This is a genomic window from Desertivirga brevis (assembly GCF_017355835.1).
Map to the genome: position 1 here is coordinate 1,277,334 of NZ_JAFEWF010000001.1, position 16,725 is coordinate 1,294,058.

Consider the following 16,725-nt stretch of genomic DNA (forward strand, 5'->3'; position numbering starts at 1 on the left):
TTGGTTTGAACAATTCAAGACGCGGGATGAACCTGAAATACTGAAAAATGAGGAATCGGCACAACGTATCCATGACGAGTTGCATCAGCGGATCATGCGGACCATCGCCCCAGAAAGAAAAGTCCGGTCCATATCTTTTTGGATTAGAATAGCTGCTTGCCTGGGGATAGGCACTACGCTTTTAGGTATTATAGGTTACCAGCATTTATACAGGGCGCAAACGTCAGCGAACCAAGTATCCTATGAAACGGTGACCACGGCCAACAAGCAGCTCAGAAAATTAATATTGCCCGACAGTACGGAAGTATGGCTTAACGCAAAAAGCAAAATTCGTATTACTCAGCCATTCGTAGCGGCAGGAAGCCGAAGCGTTTACCTTGATGAGGGCGAAGCTTATTTTAAAGTAAAGCGAGACGTCTCTCACCCATTTTATGTCGTTACCGGTCCGCTACGGACGCGTGTTTTAGGCACCCAGTTCAATATTCGCGCCTACCAGCCTAAGAAAACTTACCAGGTGGCAGTGGTGAGTGGCAGCGTTGCAGTTGATAAGATCGATGCAACAGGTGCTTTTGCCCCTATGGTTAAGCAGATGACCAAGGGTGAGGTGTTCCATGTCACCAGTCAAAATATAGCCACTCATGCCAGGGACCAGGATACAGAGTTGATGAGCGCCTGGCGCCAAGGGCAGCTTAGTTATCTTAAAGGTGTTACGCTGAGCGATTTAGCGGCTGAAATAGGCCGAAAGCATGACCTGCAGGTTGCAGTTGAACGGGCTGAATTGGATAAGTCGACTTATACCATCAGGCTTAAACAAGCATCATTGGATGAGCAGCTTAGGCAGCTGGTGGTAACAACAGGGATCACTTATCGCCTGAATGATAAACAATTAATTATTTACCCTCAAAATTACCACTAATGAAATAACAAATAACCGGAAATACAAAAGCCGAAAGTGCTACCAACACTTCCGGCTTTCGGCAAGGGCTGTAGCAGCCAAAGCCTTGTTAATTAACACTTTCAAATATTAATTAAGCACTAAATATGCACCTTTTTATTCATTTATTGAAATATATTAACACGGACAATCGTCCTAAATTCTTAAGCTTCCTTATTCTATTATCATTAGTTTCTTTCCACACTCTCGCTCAATCAACGGATGCTACCATATCCGGTATCGTCCGTGACGGTAATGGAAAAACTATTCCCGGTGTAAGCATCGTGATCCAAAATGAAACCAACGGTTTCAAAGCGGCTACGGTTACCGGTCAGGACGGCCGCTACACCTTCAGGCAGTTGCCCTTAGGCAAACAATATATGGTAAAGGCCTCATTCATTGGTACAGGCTCTCAGGTCCAGAGAAACCTGACGCTTAACCAAGGCGATCGCCTGACAGTTGATTTCAAATTAACTGATGCCAGTACCCAGCTGAGTGAGGTAACGGTAAAAAGCAATACACTAAGCAGCCGCAATGATCGTTTGGGTGGCAGTACCTCTATCAATGCTCGCACAATACAACAAATACCAGCGCTTAACAGGAACTTTACCAATCTTATTTCCTTAGCTCCTACCTCTAACGGAGGTTCAGTAGGCGGACAACTACCTTCATCTACCAACTATGTGATCGATGGAGCCAGTGCACGTAATAACCTTACGTCCGGCGCTGTAGGAAGCGGTCCCTACTCCCTATCGATCGAAGCTATTCGTGAGTTCGAGGTATCAACCAACATTTATGATGTTTCGCAGGGACGTGCCGGTGGAGCTACGATCAGCGCAGTAACCAAATCGGGCACTAATGAGTTCACAGGCTCTGCGTTTGATTACTATCGTTCAGATGCATTGGCAAGCCCTTATGATATTCGCGGCAACAAGCGTAAGCAGAACTTCAGTACCAATCAATATGGCTTTAGCTTAGGCGGTCCAATTGTTAAAGATAAAGTTTTCTTTTTTACGGCTTTAGACCGTCAGGATCAGTCTACACCATTCACTATTGCCGATATTCGTGCGGATGCTGATGCTAACGCCTTGCGCATAAGTAAGGGTATGCTTGATAGCGTAATCAATATTGGCCGACTTAAATATGGTCTATCTAATGGGCCGCAAGTAGGAGAATTCCCCCGCAAAACCCTGGCAAATACTTTTTTTGCACGGCTTGATTGGCAGATCAATGATAAGAACCGTTTAACCATACGCAACAACTACAGCGATTGGAATAACCCATCCAGCGTTGACGATAATACAAATATCAACCTGTTTGAGGTATACGGCAGTTTCAAATCGCGCGAGAATACAACTTTAGCCTCATTACGGACGCAGTTTAGCCCCAATTTCATGAATGAGCTGAAGTTGCAGTACCAGACAGCCAAGCGCGATTATGTGCCTAACGGCGAATTGCCTGGAGCCAATATCCCACGCGCCATCGTTTCGGTACGCTCTACCTTACCGAACGGTACCATAGGAAACACAAATGTACAATTGGGAGGTCAGCGCTTCACCCCTGAAAATAACCTGGAGAACCAGTTTCAGTTACTCAACACCAGTTACCTGACAAAAGGTAAGTATAACTTCACCTTTGGAACGGACAATACGCTGACCTATCTGGACACGTACATTTCAAGCGAACAGAACGGGCGTTTTATTTTCAATAACTTCCAGGAGTTCGAAAACCTTAATCCTACTCGTTATGCAAGGGAAGTTCCACTTAATGGTATACCGTCTGTACAACAATATGTGCTGAATGTATCTGCCTTTGGCCAGGTACAGTTTGAGCCGGTAAAAAATCTTAGCGCGACATTTGGTTTGCGTTGGGATATGACCAGCTACCTTACAGGTGGAGAATACAATCCGGTAGTAGAGCAAACTCTCGGTTTAAGAACCGATAACAACCCAACCGATTGGAATAATTTCCAGCCGCGCTTCCAGCTATCCTGGGACGTTCAGGGTAAAAAGACCGACATACTTCGTTTAGGCGGCGGTATATTCTCGGCTAACCCGGTTAACTATTCTCAGGTAAATAATATTCAGAACAGCGGTACTAAAGTGGCGTCGGTTGACGTAACACGTCCTGCCACCGGAACGAATCTGGTGCCTGTGCCTGACTTTCCGTCTTACCGTAATGACCCGAATACAGCTCCCGGATTAATCGCAGGCGCACCGAAAGTATCAACCATCAATCTGAACGACCCTAATTTGCAGGTGCCCAATATTTATAAGGTAAACTTATCCTACAATAAAATATTTGGTGCATGGCTTCGTGTGGGTGTTAACTTGTTATACAGCCATACAAAAGATAACTACGTTTATCTGGACCGCAACCTGGTTGATCAGCCTTATTTCAGATTAACTAATGAGGCAAACCGCGGCGTGTTCGTACCTGCCAACACTATTAGTACTGCAGGCGTAACGGATAATGTACAGGGACGTAAAACACAACTGGTAGGCCGCACACTAGAGCTGACCAACGGAGCGAAGATCACGCAAAAAGCTGTTATTTTCGATGGCGACCTTCGTTATTATAAGGATGGATACCTTTCATTCAGCTATACCTGGAATGACACGAAAGACAATACCTCCTACAATGGAAACGTAGCAAATACATCAACCTTCCGTCCGATAAAATCCGACCCACGCGATCTGAGCGAGATGAACTACTCGGATAATCAGTTCAGGCAAAAAGTTGTCCTATTTGGTTCTACTCCAACCTTCTGGGGTTTTTCACTTAGCGGTCGCTTTACGGGTATAGGCGGTACCCGTTATTCACTAACAGTCGACTCTGATATTAACGGCGACTTTGTAGGTGGCCCGGGTACGGATAATGATCTCGCTTTTGTGTTTGATCCTAATAATCCTAATACGCCGGCAAATATCAAAGCCTCAATGGATAAAGTATTAAATAACCCAGATAACCGTGCTAAAGAATATATCAGCGAAAGCATAGGTAAAATTGCTAACCGGAATGGTGGCAGCAATCCATTCTCCGGCACTATCGACCTTAGGTTATCAAAGGTAGTAAAGGTGTATAAAAAACAAGCTCTGACGATATCTGCCGACGTTTTCAACTTTGCTAACCTGCTTAATAAAAACAAAGGCGTAAACTACAACCTGGGCCAGCAAACGCTGTATACCGTTACAGGCTTTAACCAGGCTACTCAGCAATACAACTACCGTGTTAACGAGAACGTCGGTGTTACTACCGCCAATGGTACTCCATACCAGATACAGTTGGGAGCCAGATATTCATTTTAATGATAAGAGATATGAAAAAAATACTTCTTGCACTATTACTAACCTTTCCGGCGTATCTGGTAAAAGCTCAACAGGCAAAACACGTGGTGATCATCAGTATTGATGGCCTTCGCCCGGATTTTTACCGGGAAGATCATTGGGCCACACCTACCTTGCACCGGATGGTCGCTGAAGGTATATCAGCAGACGGTGTCAGGGGAGTTTTTCCAAGCGTCACCTATCCATCGCATACAACCATCATTACCGGCGCCAAACCGCTTAAGCACGGTATTTTCTACAACTCACCCTTTGAGCCTGATGGAGCTACTGGCAAATGGTATTGGGAAACCAATCTGATTAAAGTACCAACCCTTTGGGAAGCGGCATCTAATGCGGGACTTAAAACAGCCTCAGTAATGTGGCCGGTATCTGTTGGGGCTAAAGTTGATTATAATATTCCCGAGTATTGGTCTTTGGATAAAAATGTGGAGCGGACAGCTCCTCAGCGTGAGCATGCTACACCGAAAGGCTTGTTCGAGGAGATCGAGACGAACGCCACGGGTAAACTGGATGCCGAAAAGTTAAGCAGTGATTATGCCTCAGCAGATGAAAATGGCAGCCGCATGGCTGCTTACATAATTAAAAAGTATAAGCCGAACCTGTTAACGTTCCACATATTTGCGGTTGATCATGCCGAGCATGCCGAAGGCCGCGATGGGCCACATGTTCGTCAAGCCATTGCGGGTGCCGACCATGCAGTGAATAACATCATGGAAGCCATAGAGCAGGCCGGAATAAAGGAGAATACGACAGTTATTGTGACGGGAGATCATGGTTTTTCCAATATCCATACCGCTATCGCCCCTAACGTGTGGTTGAGCCAGGCCGGTCTTCTAACAAAGACTGATGGAAAAACCACCTGGAAAGCGCAGTTTCATACCTCGGGAGCTTCCGCATTCTTAATGCTGAAAGACCCGAAAGACAAAAAAACCCTTTCTCAGATACGTGGCGTAATAGCGGCATTGCCTGAATCTACAAAAAAACTGTTCCGGGTGGTTGAACGCGCCGAGCTGGATAAAATAGGGGCTGATCCAAATGCGGCCCTAGCCCTTGCGCCACTTGAAGGAATTGCGATGAGCGGTTCGCCTAGTGGTGATGCAGTTAAGCCTGCATCAGGCGGAACTCACGGGTTTTATCCCGATTTTCAGCACATTCAAACCGGCTTTTTAGCCAGCGGTGCAGGCGTAAAGAAAGGTGTAACCATGCCACTAATCGGCTTGGAGGATATTGCACCCTTTGCGGCAAAGCTATTGGGTATAACCTTTAACGCACCTGATGGCGTACTATATCCAGGTATGTTGGCGACAGAAAAAAAGAACACAAAATAATTAAACGGTAACAAGACCGCACTAAACGGGCAGCTGCAAACTGCCCGTTTTATTGGTTTAAAGCAATTATAATTTGAATTAACACCTACGCAGCAATTTGATTTATTGGTTATGAAAATGAAGTGCTTAATCTATATAGCCCTATTGGCCAGCTTAATGCTTGCCGGTGGTGGTGCGCTTTATGCTCAGACAACTAAAAGCAGCATTGAGGGCCGGATAAACAATGCAGATGGCATTCCGGTCGAGAGTGCTTCCATAAGGATGATTTACCTGCCTACTGGTACGCAGTATGGAGCCGGAACAGATGAACAAGGACGTTTTTACCTGCCGGAATTGAAACCAGGAGGACCTTATCAGATCGAGGTAGCGCACATTGGTTTCGATAAATTTCAATTAAAGGACATTTACTTGCGGCTTGGTGAAACCAAAAGTTTGGATATTAAAATGAATAAGCGAACGGCTGTCCTGTCCGAAGTGGTTATCAGCGCAACTGCCTATAAGAACAACAATCTTCCTATCCAGACCGGCCCCAGGCTGCATTTGAACAGCGCCTCATTAAACAGTATGCCTGGGGTGAGGAGAAGTATTAGCGAACAACTGCGGCGCGTGCCCCAGGCTTTCGGCAACGCCATAGCAGGGGGTAATTACCGGCAAAACTTCATAACCGTTGACGGCTCTGAGTTCAATAACATCTTTGGAGTGGGTGAAAATCTGCCCGGAAACGGAGCTCAGCCTATTTCCATGGATGCTATTGATCAACTATCAGTAAGTATAGCTCCCTATAATAGTATTTGGGAATCGGGATTTATTGGAGGCGCAATTAATATTATTACCCGCTCCGGGGATAACCAAACCAGGGGATCTGCTTACAGCTATTTTCGAAATGAGGATATGTATGGCTACCGCGTGGGCGACGGGCAGGCTGCAAAACGCCCCTTGTCGTATCAAATGAATGGTTTAAGAGTGGGTGGTCCCCTGATCAAAGACAAGCTTTTCTATTTTTTAAGCTTTGAGACAGAACGCGAAACAAATAGCCCTCAGCCATTTCAACCCTCCACCGCCGGGAACCCTTATGGCAGCGGTCCTAACACTGCCCGGCCGTCTGCTGAAGCACTAAGTGCGATAAGAGATACATTGACTTCGCGGTATGGTTACTATGCAGGCGAACCAAATAGCTATAATTTTAGGAACAACAGTTCACGATTCCTTGTCCGCTTAGACTGGAATATCGCAACCAATCATACCCTTAGCCTGCGTTATAATCAACTGAACAGCGTCAGGCCTGAGTTGGTGAATGGCTCACGCAGCCCACTGTCTGCTTTCCCGGTAGGTGCAGGCAGACGGAACATTAACGCGGTTCCATTCAGTAATAGTAACTTTAGTACGCAGTCAAATTTTTATTCATTAGCTGGTGAATGGAATTTCTCCGTTAATAAGCGAATGTTCAATACAGTTCGGTTAGCGTTCACACAACAGGACGAACCACGGGAATCCAACAGCAGTATATTTCCTTTCGTGGATATCCTTAAAGGTGGTACCCCATTTACCTCGTTCGGTATGGAACCGTTTACTTATGGCAATTCCCGGCAGGTAAACCTGCTGTCAGTTGCTGATTTCTTACATGGCAGTAGCGGAAAACATCAGTGGCAGATCGGAGTACAAGCTGACTACAGCCGCACCAAAAACACCTACATGCCATTTGGGACAGGGTATTTTACCTTCGCGTCATGGGACGATTTTTTAACAGGGCAGAAGCCGGTGGATTACGCGGTGACCTATTCAGTGGTGCCCGGTGTCGAAAAACCATCTTACAGCTTTGTCTACACAAATACTGCACTGTTCGGGCAAGATCACTTTGCATTGAACAAGCGAATAGGGGTTACGGCAGCCCTCCGAACGGACCTGCCAGTGTTTCCAGACCCCTTGGCCGAAAACACACTGGCTGGGAGCCTTAAGTTTTCGGGAGGGCAAGATCTAATCACATCGCGCTTACCACGGCCGGCCTTTTTATTTTCCCCGAGGCTGAGTTTTCACTGGGATATTGATCAGTCAAAAAATATGCGACTACGGGGCGGTTCGGGCATCTTTACCGGGCGGATACCCTTTGTCTGGATCATTAGTCAGGCCAGGTATTCTGGAATGTACCAGGCCACCCAAACCTGGCAAGGGCAGGAAAACACACCAGGACCGTTTGGCGCAAATCCTAAAGCATACATTCCAGCTGAAACCCCTGAGGCAGGTTCTTTTCTGCCTGCTGTGATGAGCGTATTATCACCCGATTTTAAGATGCCGCAAACCTGGAAAACCAGTTTAGGCATAGACGCGCTGCTTCCCGCCGGCATAAAGGGCACATTAGATGTATTATATAATAAGGATATACACGCCATTGTATTCAAGGATATTAATCTTGTCACCCCTCAACCGCTCAATATTCCCGATTATCCTGATCACCGGCTGGTTTATCCTGCGGCGATCAATCAACGTTTCATTCATCCTTTGAATGCTTCAGGGGTACCTGATGCAAACGGCAACTCGGCATTTAACGCAGTATTGGTAGGAAATTCGTCCCGTGGTTACTACTGGTCAGTCACCATGTCGGTCGAAAGGCAATTGAATCGTTCGTTAAACTTTTCAGCTAGCTACGTAAAGAGCTTTGCTAAAAGTTTGAACGATGGAGATGGCGATCAGACGCTTTCAGCGCTTACCGCTACCCCTACTGTAAATGGTATCAATCATCCGCAGCTAAGCTATTCAGGATTTGTGAGCCCCAGCCAGCTGAGGGGCATCTTTAGCTACCGCACACCCGTAAGTAAACATCTGCAGCTAAGCGCATATCTGTTCTATCAAGGCTCTATTGACGGCCGTTTTTCTTACACGTATGCTCGTGATCTGGTCAACGATGGCACCAACAAATCTTTGATTTACGTTCCACGAGACAAGTCGGAAATACGTTTTGCCCCCATTGTCGACAATAATACCGGAAAGGTAATGTTTACGGCGGAGCAGCAGCAACGTGCATTTTTTGATTATGTGGAGCAGGATAACTACCTGCGGACACGCAAGGGGCGATATGCAGAACGTAATGGGGCACAACTGCCTTGGCGAAATCAGGTAGATTTAAAATTAACAGCCGACATTACTCTAACAAGGCGGCACAACCAGCACAGCCTGCAATTCACTGCTGATTTATTAAATGCTGGTAATTTATTTAACCCCGCATGGGGAAACAAAAAACTGGTCAATGCAAGCGCAATATTGGTTCCGGTTAATCTAAATGCAGTTAAACCAGGAGGAGATGTTCAGCCAGTATTTCAAATGGCCACGCCCGGAGGAAAGCTCTTATCAGATACTTTCAGAAATGATGTGAGCCTCAATTCAACTTATATTATACAGTTAGGGTTACGGTACACCTTAAATTAATTTCATTCTAACATGGGCCAATTGACTAAATAAGAGCTCTAATCAAGATCATTAACTTTCTCAAAGTTCTTTCTTGCATTCCACCTTTCCTCGTCAAACTTCCCAATATTGCGATGTAGTTCTAAACGCTTTCTTGCCAGATTTGCGATATCATTTATTGTCTTTTCGCGACTCCCCGAATTCACTTCCAATCTTAAGGCTTCCATTTGAGCCTCAAGGATGTCGATTTTTTTCAGGCGTAGCAAACCCTGATAGTACTTGATAGTGCTTTCCCTAAGCACATCTGCATTCTTTATTCCGCTGACGTCTGTTTGACCTAAACTATTGATGACTGCTATTAGACTAGCTTCTTGTTTTTTCCCAATAACAAGCGCTCTATCTGGTTTTTTGTCGGTAACGCTTGCAATCTGCTGCCTTCTGTACTATCTGCGACTAGAACCCTAAAAACCTTCTGTTCCGTCGAATCAAGTAGAACTATAAATTCCCGGGCTTTTCCTGTTCTACAGGAAAATAGCGAGGAAATAAAAATAATCATAAGCAGATATCTCATAATTCAGAATGAACTAATTGAACAGTTTGCAGGAATAATTGTTGTGGTTGTATAACCAGTGCGGCTATGGTAGGAGGCTGAGCAGTAAGCACCAAAAGGATACCGCCAGAAAAGTTATATAATTAGGATGATTTAGGAATAAATACAAGTACGGGCAAAATGAATTTCAGCTTTGCCTCTTTCTAGCTGTTGCCGTACTATAAACGCAGACAAAAAAGGGTGTCAAATATGTTAATAGGACTTTTCCCAGGTTAATCTGTTGCCATTGATGGTTCACGAGAAAATTCCCCTGGTTAATTAAGTTTAATATACTGCCAACAAATAGGGCTAATAGTATACCCTTTTTGCATGTACTCTTTGAAAAGACCTCTTTAAAAGCACCCATAGATCATTATATCGACCCTAATCTAGAAATTTTTTAAATAAAATATTACATTTATTCTTTTTTATCAGCATTTCAATGAATTCAACTTAAAACAATAGCCATTTATTAGAAATTGGGACAACTAAATGGACATAGAAGCAAATAAAAACAAACATTAGCATATAATCTGCCGACAGGATCAATATTTGAACTTCAATGAACTTAAAATTGAGCAGGTTAAACGAAAACTTAGCCCCAGAACTAATAGCTAAGTTTCCATTTAAAGTAACGAGTTGCTCAGATATTACTTAACAGTTTTTCCCTTCAAAAAGCGATTCACTTCCAACCAATACATAAAGGCATCAAACCAACGGTTACTGGTTTTGTCGGGATTGCCTAATCCGAAACCATGACCACCGTTTTGGTAGAGGTGAAATTCTACAGGAATACCAGCTTTATACCAGGAGTCGACCACACCGAACTGTCCGCGGAAAAGAAAATCATCCGTAGCAATTACATTGAACATAGGAGGAGCATTTTTTGGTACCTGCACGGGTCCCATACCCCCGTAGATTGGACCGATGAAAGCTAGCTTCATAGTTTTAGAGTTCAGGGTGGAGTGCATAGTAAGGCCTGCCCCTGCAGAGAACCCAATCATCCCGATCCTCCCGGTATCAACGCCCCACTCTTTAGCACGCTTGACAATCATCGAGTAGGCAGCTTCAGCGTCCTCAAGCTGGTTAGAAAGGTCGGGTTGTGCTGGCCTTGCCGGAGCCGCACCTGAGGTAGTATTTGAAGTGGGAGGCGCAGGACTGGGACCACTCATATATTTTTTAAAATCATCAAGCGATACAGGAGTGGGTTGAAGCCTGTATTTAAGTACAAAAGCGATAATTCCTTTGTCGGCAAGCGCTTTTGCAACTTCCCAACCTTCATTATCTAATGACAACCATCTGAAACCTCCCCCTGGTGCTACGATCACTGCTGTACCATTTGCCTTGCCTGCTTTCGGAAAAAAAGGAGTTAAGGTGGCCTTCGTGATATTTCTTGCCATTGGATCGCCCCATTGGCGAAACCATGTTTCCTGGGCGGGCTGATTGTCGACACCGCCGGTATTCAAAGGAATAGCATTTGGCTCTGCAGGTGCATCCAACGCATAAATAGTACCGTCCTGGGCTTTGGCCGATACAGTAAGAGTGATCAAAATTGCCAGCGCAGAGCTTTTGGCAATTATTTTTGATTTTAAAGTCATAGGGCTAGTAGTATATAAATTAGTATTTTAAGCTAACGTTCATTCTCAATCTTTACAGGCTGCTTAACAGAACCTATTTACTTAACCAGATTCTTAAAAGCTGATCCAAAGATCAGATAGCTCGTATTCCCCGCAATTGTGCCCTCATTCTGTCCCCAAAAGAATGGCCAGTCATCGTAATTCTCAAAATGGTCGGGCTTTCTGAATAATACTCCGGGAGCTACATTCCCCGGAATGGCCGAAAAATCGGCCCTGTTATTTCCGTAGAAAACAGCTTTTGGACGGGTAGCTCCCACTGTGGCCACAAAGGAATAATTGTGATATGGGTGGCAACCAAACAACCAGTTGGTAACCTTGTAAGCATGCCCGGCACCTATTACGTCTGGGAAGTATTTGTTGGCAAAACAAACTGTGGTACCAAAATTTGTTACTCCACCATTACCGGCCCAATTTCCAAGACCGATCGGTACACCGTAAGGATTATCCTTTTCAAGACCCTTGATGTAATCATTGTATTTTACAACATAGGGACGGAGCCTTTCTTGGTACGAAGCATCCATATGAGGAATAGCATTCAGGGCGATAAGCAGTACAAAGTTGAGGTTGCGATCAAGTGAGGGCCATAAAAGCTGTTCAAATTTGTCCATGTATTGTTTCTCGCCTGTAGCAATATAAAGCTGGAGGTTTGTGGAAATATCCCCAGCTCTGCCTCCTCCCCTGCTTGCAGTGTCTTGCTTAGCGTTAGCTAATAATTCTGTTGCCTCCTTCAAAAGTCTCTTCGACTGCTGCAGGGCTCTTGCTGAAAGATCATCATTATATCCTTTCAAGGCCCGGCTTGCTGCTGCAAACATCGTTGCTGCATTAAGGTCGAGATTGGGATTACGACTAGTGAATGCCCATAGATCGTCCTTCACGCCGCTGGAGCGTCCGTCTTTGGCTACTTCGTAGGGACCCAGCTTTGGATTGTAAGGCAAACCGTCCGTTAGAGAAGCTGCATCGCCCAGGTGATGATAATTATCAAGAACGGAGTTGGAAAGTGTTTGAGACATATGACCAATGATCTCTGCCTGAGCTACCAGGTTCAACGTTCCATGTTCAATAAATTGCAAAACGTCCGGCGTTCCGTCGGGCCGGTGAAGATCTACATAACGCTGCTTCTGACTCACGAAAGTCTGATCGCGTAAAGGCTTAAAGTATTCCCAGGTGTGGACGAAGTTCTGCACCACGCTGATATTCGATCCGGTTTCAATGTCGAAGTCGCCTGCGTCGAAAAAGCCGCCGACATTTAAGCCCGGAATTAATTCCATTGGTTTGTACTTCGTGTCGGTTGTTGGTCCCTGACTATGAAGATCGAAGTGGTCTGTATTAGGCGGAGCCTGCAGGTATCCTTCCTTAAATGGCTCACCATGCCAAACCCGGTAAGCCTCGTTCACAAACATATGGTTCATATGTATCGGGATCCAGATATCACTGGTAGCATCCGTGATCTTGTCGTAAACATTGCTTTCTATCAGAAAGTTGTTGGTCTTGATATTACCATACTTGATATAATAGATGCCAGGTACCTTAACGGGAGAGAAATCAAATTTCACATAGTTGTATTTGAAATAGTTGCCCCAGGGCTGGATCTTCCCCTTGAAAACTTCGGAAGCAGTACCGTCAGTCCCAACTTTATATAAGGAAGCTGTTGCGAGTGCTTTGTCTTTCTTATCAAGCTCAATGACAGAGACTTTCTGTTGAGATGGAACATAGCCTACCTGGGAAAATCCAATATTAGGCTCCCTTACCCAGCCCTTAATAGCGTTCGGTTCAACCGTCCAGGTTAGTACCTTCCCAGTTTTCCCGGCAGGAAGGAGACTACGCACCACGAACCATCCATTTTGTGCCAACACTCGCCCGTCAAACAGCATAAGGTCAGCGTCTGGTGAAGTGATCTTTATCAGGCGGGATGGTTCATCGGGAGCAAGAAGAAAGGTACGTCCTTTTTCCAGTGGCAACGGATCAATAAACCTGCCCGTACCACGGTCATCAGAGGTTTTATAGCCTTTATACTGCTTTGCTTTCTCGGCGTTAGGTCTGGTTACGGTATTACCTACTACATACCGCGGGAAGCGATTATACCGTCCGTCCATCAAATATGCCTTACTCCAATACTGTGAAGGTAGAAACTCGAGATTGAAGCCCGCACTTCCTTCAAGGGCCTTTGGAATTGGCTTATCGAGGTAAACGGAAATCTCAACTCCCTGACCTTTGGCAGATACAACGACTCGCGAATCAAAATTATATTCATTGTACCGTAAGGTTGCCTCTATCGAATTTGTGGCCCTGTTTACTTTACGCCCTGTGATCTCAGGAACCAAATCCCATTGCTCTGGCGTGCTTGAAAGCCTTACCGCCCCACCCTGCCCTGTCCTTACTCCATGGTGGATCAGTTCGATACCGGCGTTCTTCTCGTCATTGAAACCACCCGTAAAAAGGTTATTGTACACAAGGACATTTACGCCCTGTCTTTCGAAATACTCAAGGTCATTCAGCTTCAAATCCTGCCCTGAAGCATAATAAACAAATGCAAGCGGCAGGAGCGCCACAAGTAAAAATTTTAATTTCCGCATGTGTGTTTAAAGATAAAGCACGGTCTAAACCCGTCGGTACTTCGACGTTAAGAGGATCCTTTCGTGTGGTATTAAAATATTTACAAGAAGAATGAATACGAAAAATCACTCCTGCCTCTCATAAAACTCGACTGGTTTACCGGGTTAATTATTAATAAGCTTCAAAAGTAGAGCGGCACGGTTAGATCCGATGTAACATTTGATTAAGGTGATAGCAATTATGTGTAATTGACTATGCTAGTACCCTTTTGTTGGCAGGGCATTTCGGTGCATCGTATGATCAAAGGTAGCACTTGGTTCCCTTCTCCTTTGAGGAGAAGGGTTAGGGTTGAGGTGATTAAATGATAAATCGGTAATTTCCGAGTGTCGACCAATTTTTTTGTAAATTTGAGTTATGAACATGATTGAACGACATTCTTCATTGATATCAAAACTCTGTGAGAGCCATAAAGTCAAGAGCTTGTACGCCTTCGGTTCAGTTCTCACAGACAAATTCAATTCGCAGAGTGATATCGATTTAATTGTCGACTTCGAACCTCTTGACGTATTAGATTATGCCGACAACTACTTTGATCTGAAATTTGCATTACAGGATGCATTAAATCGGCCCGTCGACCTTTTGGAAGACAAGGCGATAAAAAACCCATATTTTAGAAAAACTATAGATCAACAAAGACAACTGATCTATGGACGTTGAAGTTAAAGTTTGGTTATACGACATATTGAATGAAATCAATGAGATTGAAAGTTTCTTTGTCGTTACCCCTATGGAGTTTCAGCAGTACCAGAGCGACTTGTCTCTTCGTATATGCCCTTACATTCATCCTATTATCGCTAACGTTAACTAATAATTCTTACCGCCACGGTATCAAATACTAAATTATTAGAAGAAATTGATAAATTAGTTCATAGCAAGGGGCTTGAGTTTTTTTCCAATATCGTTTTTTATATTTAGTTCTGAGTCTACCTATTCAACCTGATTGAAAATGAACGTCGCCGCATATTTTAGCGAACTAACCACCTTTCTTCTTCAGCACTTTTAGGATCTTGTGATAGATGTCGGAGTTAGGATAGACTCCAGTGAACTCGCGGGCGCCCGGACCGTAAGCAAACACCGGGACCATCACACCAGTATGGTCGTCAGTACTGAAGGTTCCCCTTACCGAGCGATTGGCAGCAGAGGCATCTAATAAAGATAATCCACCTGTCTCATGATCTGCTGTTACGACAACCAGCGTCTCGCCGTCCTTGTCTGCAAAGCTCAGCGCTTCGCCTACCATCCGGTCGAAATCGTGAAGTTCTGTGATTACGTAAGGAAGATCATTCGCATGGCCACCATAATCTATTTGCGCACCCTCCGCCATGATAAAAAAGCCTCCTTTGCCTTTGGAAAGTAGACGTACAGATTCAGTCAGCGCAGTACTGAGCATATCTCCCCTTCCGTCTTTTACGGGCCTGCAAACTGAATCATCCAATAATACCAAGTGCCGGCCGCTTTCCGCCGCTTTCAATGCATCCAGACTAGTAAGCAAAGAGTATCCTTTTTTCTTCAAGGAGGGTACTAGAGTTTTATCTGGATTGTCCGTAAAGCTTTTCCTGTTGGAGCCGATCAGGATGTCTACCTTGCTGTTCAGAAAGTCGCGGGCAATATCAAAGGACATGGAACGCTCGGGACGGTGCGCATAAAAAGCTGCCGGGGTGGCATCAGTTATATCGGCATTGCTGATAATTCCACTGCTCATTCCCTCAGCCGCCAGGCGATCGGTTAAGGAGGTTAAATCTTTTCCCGCAGAATCCACACCGATATACCGGTTATTTGTCTTTTGACCAGTGGCCATAGCAGTGGCCCCTGCAGCAGAGTCCGTGATATCCGAGTTGAGGGCCGAAGTACCAGAAAATCCGATATTCCGGAATGAGGAAAGATTTAGAGCCCCTCCATTCGCCGCGAGTGCTGCCTGTATCTGATTAAAGCCCATGCCGTCGCCTATCAACAAGATTATATTTTTGGGTGATTTTCCCGTACCGTCTCTTTTATAGCTGGGCTGGTATAAGGAGTAAGTCTTAGGACTTTGGTACATTGTTTTATCTCGTTGTGCATAGAATTCGCCCAACTTGTCAGGATGATCCGTACCAATCCAATCCGCTCCGAGGTTCTCCAACTGCATCCAGCTGGTCGGGTTATCTTTGGTAGCCCAAAACCTGAAAGGTTTTCCCAGTTGATGTGCTTTAGTAACCACTGCCCGTAACTTCTCCAGGTCCTGGGGTGTGGGAGTGCCTTTTCCATTCCAGGAGGAATAAGAGCCAAGTGCATCGCTGATCATTCCGACTCGCTTCAATTGGTCACCACTATAAGTAATTGCCGGACGTCCGTCAAAGAAGATATAGTCCGGGAAATCGGAAAACACTGCTGGAGGAGGAATATCGCCACTAAGGACAATGCGAACCGGATGCTGTGCTTGTTCTGGGTCAAACACATCTCGATATGCCTTTAAGGATTGTATCAGAACAGGCATTACCTTCTTGTAGTTATCCTTAAGGTCTATCACCAGTTGCAGGCTACGGCTGGTATCGGCATAGATCCTTCCCTTATTAGTTCGGAAGTACCGGGAAATCGGCTTCAAATACAAGCTATCAAGCGTTCTCGAGGGATCAATAGATTTTTCTTCATGTGCTACAAGCAGCTTCCCATTCCTTACAAACACATCGGCTTCTATCGATCCGATGCCAGCGTGATAGGCCCTGAGAAAGGGAAGATCCTGCTCATAATCGTTGTGACTATGCCCGCGATTGATGTTGTAAGATGTTTGGCTATAAGAAGAAGCTCCTGCGACCAGCAAGAACGAGAGCAGCGGAAAAAAGATTTTTCTGTTCATAGTAAGGGAAAATACTGCCGGAATTCACCGGCAGGTATAGATCTA

At 45.0% G+C, this 16,725-nt stretch carries 11 protein-coding genes; 6 read left to right on the plus strand and 5 right to left on the minus strand.

The features are described from left to right. Positions 1-94: 94 nt before the first annotated feature. The 4 genes from J4N25_RS05585 (at position 95) to J4N25_RS05600 (ending at position 9,029) form a co-directional block, all read left to right on the plus strand. Positions 95-916 carry a FecR family protein gene (locus J4N25_RS05585; RefSeq protein WP_207421155.1) on the plus strand — a complete coding sequence of 274 codons (822 nt, stop codon included), beginning with the start codon at positions 95-97 and terminating at the stop codon, positions 914-916. Positions 917-1,041: 125 nt separating this feature from the next. After that, positions 1,042-4,242, plus strand: coding sequence for a TonB-dependent receptor (locus J4N25_RS05590; RefSeq protein WP_207421156.1), 3,201 nt, complete (start codon positions 1,042-1,044; stop codon positions 4,240-4,242). Then, positions 4,242-5,609: an alkaline phosphatase family protein gene (locus J4N25_RS05595; RefSeq protein WP_242695782.1), complete on the plus strand. Its 1,368-nt coding sequence runs from the start codon at positions 4,242-4,244 to the stop codon at positions 5,607-5,609. The genes J4N25_RS05590 and J4N25_RS05595 overlap by 1 nt, the downstream gene beginning before the upstream one ends. Positions 5,610-5,726: 117 nt before the next feature. Beyond that, positions 5,727-9,029 (plus strand): TonB-dependent receptor, encoded by a 3,303-nt coding sequence (locus J4N25_RS05600; protein ID WP_207421157.1) that lies wholly within the window; start codon positions 5,727-5,729, stop codon positions 9,027-9,029. A gap of 38 nt (positions 9,030-9,067) precedes the next feature. On the opposite strand, the gene J4N25_RS05605 is transcribed toward J4N25_RS05600, so the two are convergent. The 4 genes from J4N25_RS05605 to J4N25_RS05620 form a co-directional block, all read right to left on the minus strand. Next, complete coding sequence (locus J4N25_RS05605) at positions 9,068-9,310, minus strand: hypothetical protein (RefSeq protein WP_207421158.1); 243 nt, start codon at positions 9,308-9,310, stop codon at positions 9,068-9,070. Between the two features lie 435 nt (positions 9,311-9,745). Further along, the gene (nrtS, locus tag J4N25_RS27095) at positions 9,746-9,964 is read right to left on the minus strand and encodes a nitrate/nitrite transporter NrtS (RefSeq protein WP_207421159.1); all 219 of its coding nucleotides are present in this window, start codon (positions 9,962-9,964) and stop codon (positions 9,746-9,748) included. 283 nt (positions 9,965-10,247) lie between these two features. Then, positions 10,248-11,195 (minus strand): alpha/beta hydrolase, encoded by a 948-nt coding sequence (locus tag J4N25_RS05615; RefSeq protein WP_207421160.1) that lies wholly within the window; start codon positions 11,193-11,195, stop codon positions 10,248-10,250. Between the two features lie 77 nt (positions 11,196-11,272). Next, positions 11,273-13,807: a glycoside hydrolase family 9 protein gene (locus tag J4N25_RS05620; protein WP_207421161.1), complete on the minus strand. Its 2,535-nt coding sequence runs from the start codon at positions 13,805-13,807 to the stop codon at positions 11,273-11,275. A gap of 400 nt (positions 13,808-14,207) precedes the next feature. Here J4N25_RS05620 and J4N25_RS05625 point away from each other — a divergent pair, with 400 nt between their 5' ends. Continuing rightward, complete coding sequence (locus J4N25_RS05625; protein ID WP_207421162.1) at positions 14,208-14,504, plus strand: nucleotidyltransferase family protein; 297 nt, start codon at positions 14,208-14,210, stop codon at positions 14,502-14,504. Further along, positions 14,494-14,655: a hypothetical protein gene (locus J4N25_RS05630; RefSeq protein ID WP_207421163.1), complete on the plus strand. Its 162-nt coding sequence runs from the start codon at positions 14,494-14,496 to the stop codon at positions 14,653-14,655. Before J4N25_RS05625 ends, J4N25_RS05630 begins: the two co-directional genes overlap by 11 nt. Before the next feature lie 165 nt (positions 14,656-14,820). Here J4N25_RS05630 and J4N25_RS05635 read toward each other — a convergent pair whose 3' ends face one another. After that, complete coding sequence (locus J4N25_RS05635; RefSeq protein WP_207421164.1) at positions 14,821-16,680, minus strand: alkaline phosphatase; 1,860 nt, start codon at positions 16,678-16,680, stop codon at positions 14,821-14,823. Positions 16,681-16,725 lie beyond the last annotated feature (45 nt).

What these genes read in the sequence shown, in the direction of transcription:
- J4N25_RS05585 (WP_207421155.1), top strand. Translation starts at nt 95, where the DNA reads ATGCGGACCATCGCCCCAGAAAGAAAAGTCCGGTCCATATCTTTTTGG.
- J4N25_RS05590 (WP_207421156.1), top strand. Translation starts at nt 1,042, where the DNA reads ATGCACCTTTTTATTCATTTATTGAAATATATTAACACGGACAATCGT.
- J4N25_RS05595 (WP_242695782.1), top strand. Translation starts at nt 4,242, where the DNA reads ATGATAAGAGATATGAAAAAAATACTTCTTGCACTATTACTAACCTTT.
- J4N25_RS05600 (WP_207421157.1), top strand. Translation starts at nt 5,727, where the DNA reads ATGAAGTGCTTAATCTATATAGCCCTATTGGCCAGCTTAATGCTTGCC.
- nrtS (WP_207421159.1), bottom strand. Translation starts at nt 9,964, where the DNA reads ATGGGTGCTTTTAAAGAGGTCTTTTCAAAGAGTACATGCAAAAAGGGT.
- J4N25_RS05615 (WP_207421160.1), bottom strand. Translation starts at nt 11,195, where the DNA reads ATGACTTTAAAATCAAAAATAATTGCCAAAAGCTCTGCGCTGGCAATT.
- J4N25_RS05620 (WP_207421161.1), bottom strand. Translation starts at nt 13,807, where the DNA reads ATGCGGAAATTAAAATTTTTACTTGTGGCGCTCCTGCCGCTTGCATTT.
- J4N25_RS05625 (WP_207421162.1), top strand. Translation starts at nt 14,208, where the DNA reads ATGATTGAACGACATTCTTCATTGATATCAAAACTCTGTGAGAGCCAT.
- J4N25_RS05630 (WP_207421163.1), top strand. Translation starts at nt 14,494, where the DNA reads ATGGACGTTGAAGTTAAAGTTTGGTTATACGACATATTGAATGAAATC.
- J4N25_RS05635 (WP_207421164.1), bottom strand. Translation starts at nt 16,680, where the DNA reads ATGAACAGAAAAATCTTTTTTCCGCTGCTCTCGTTCTTGCTGGTCGCA.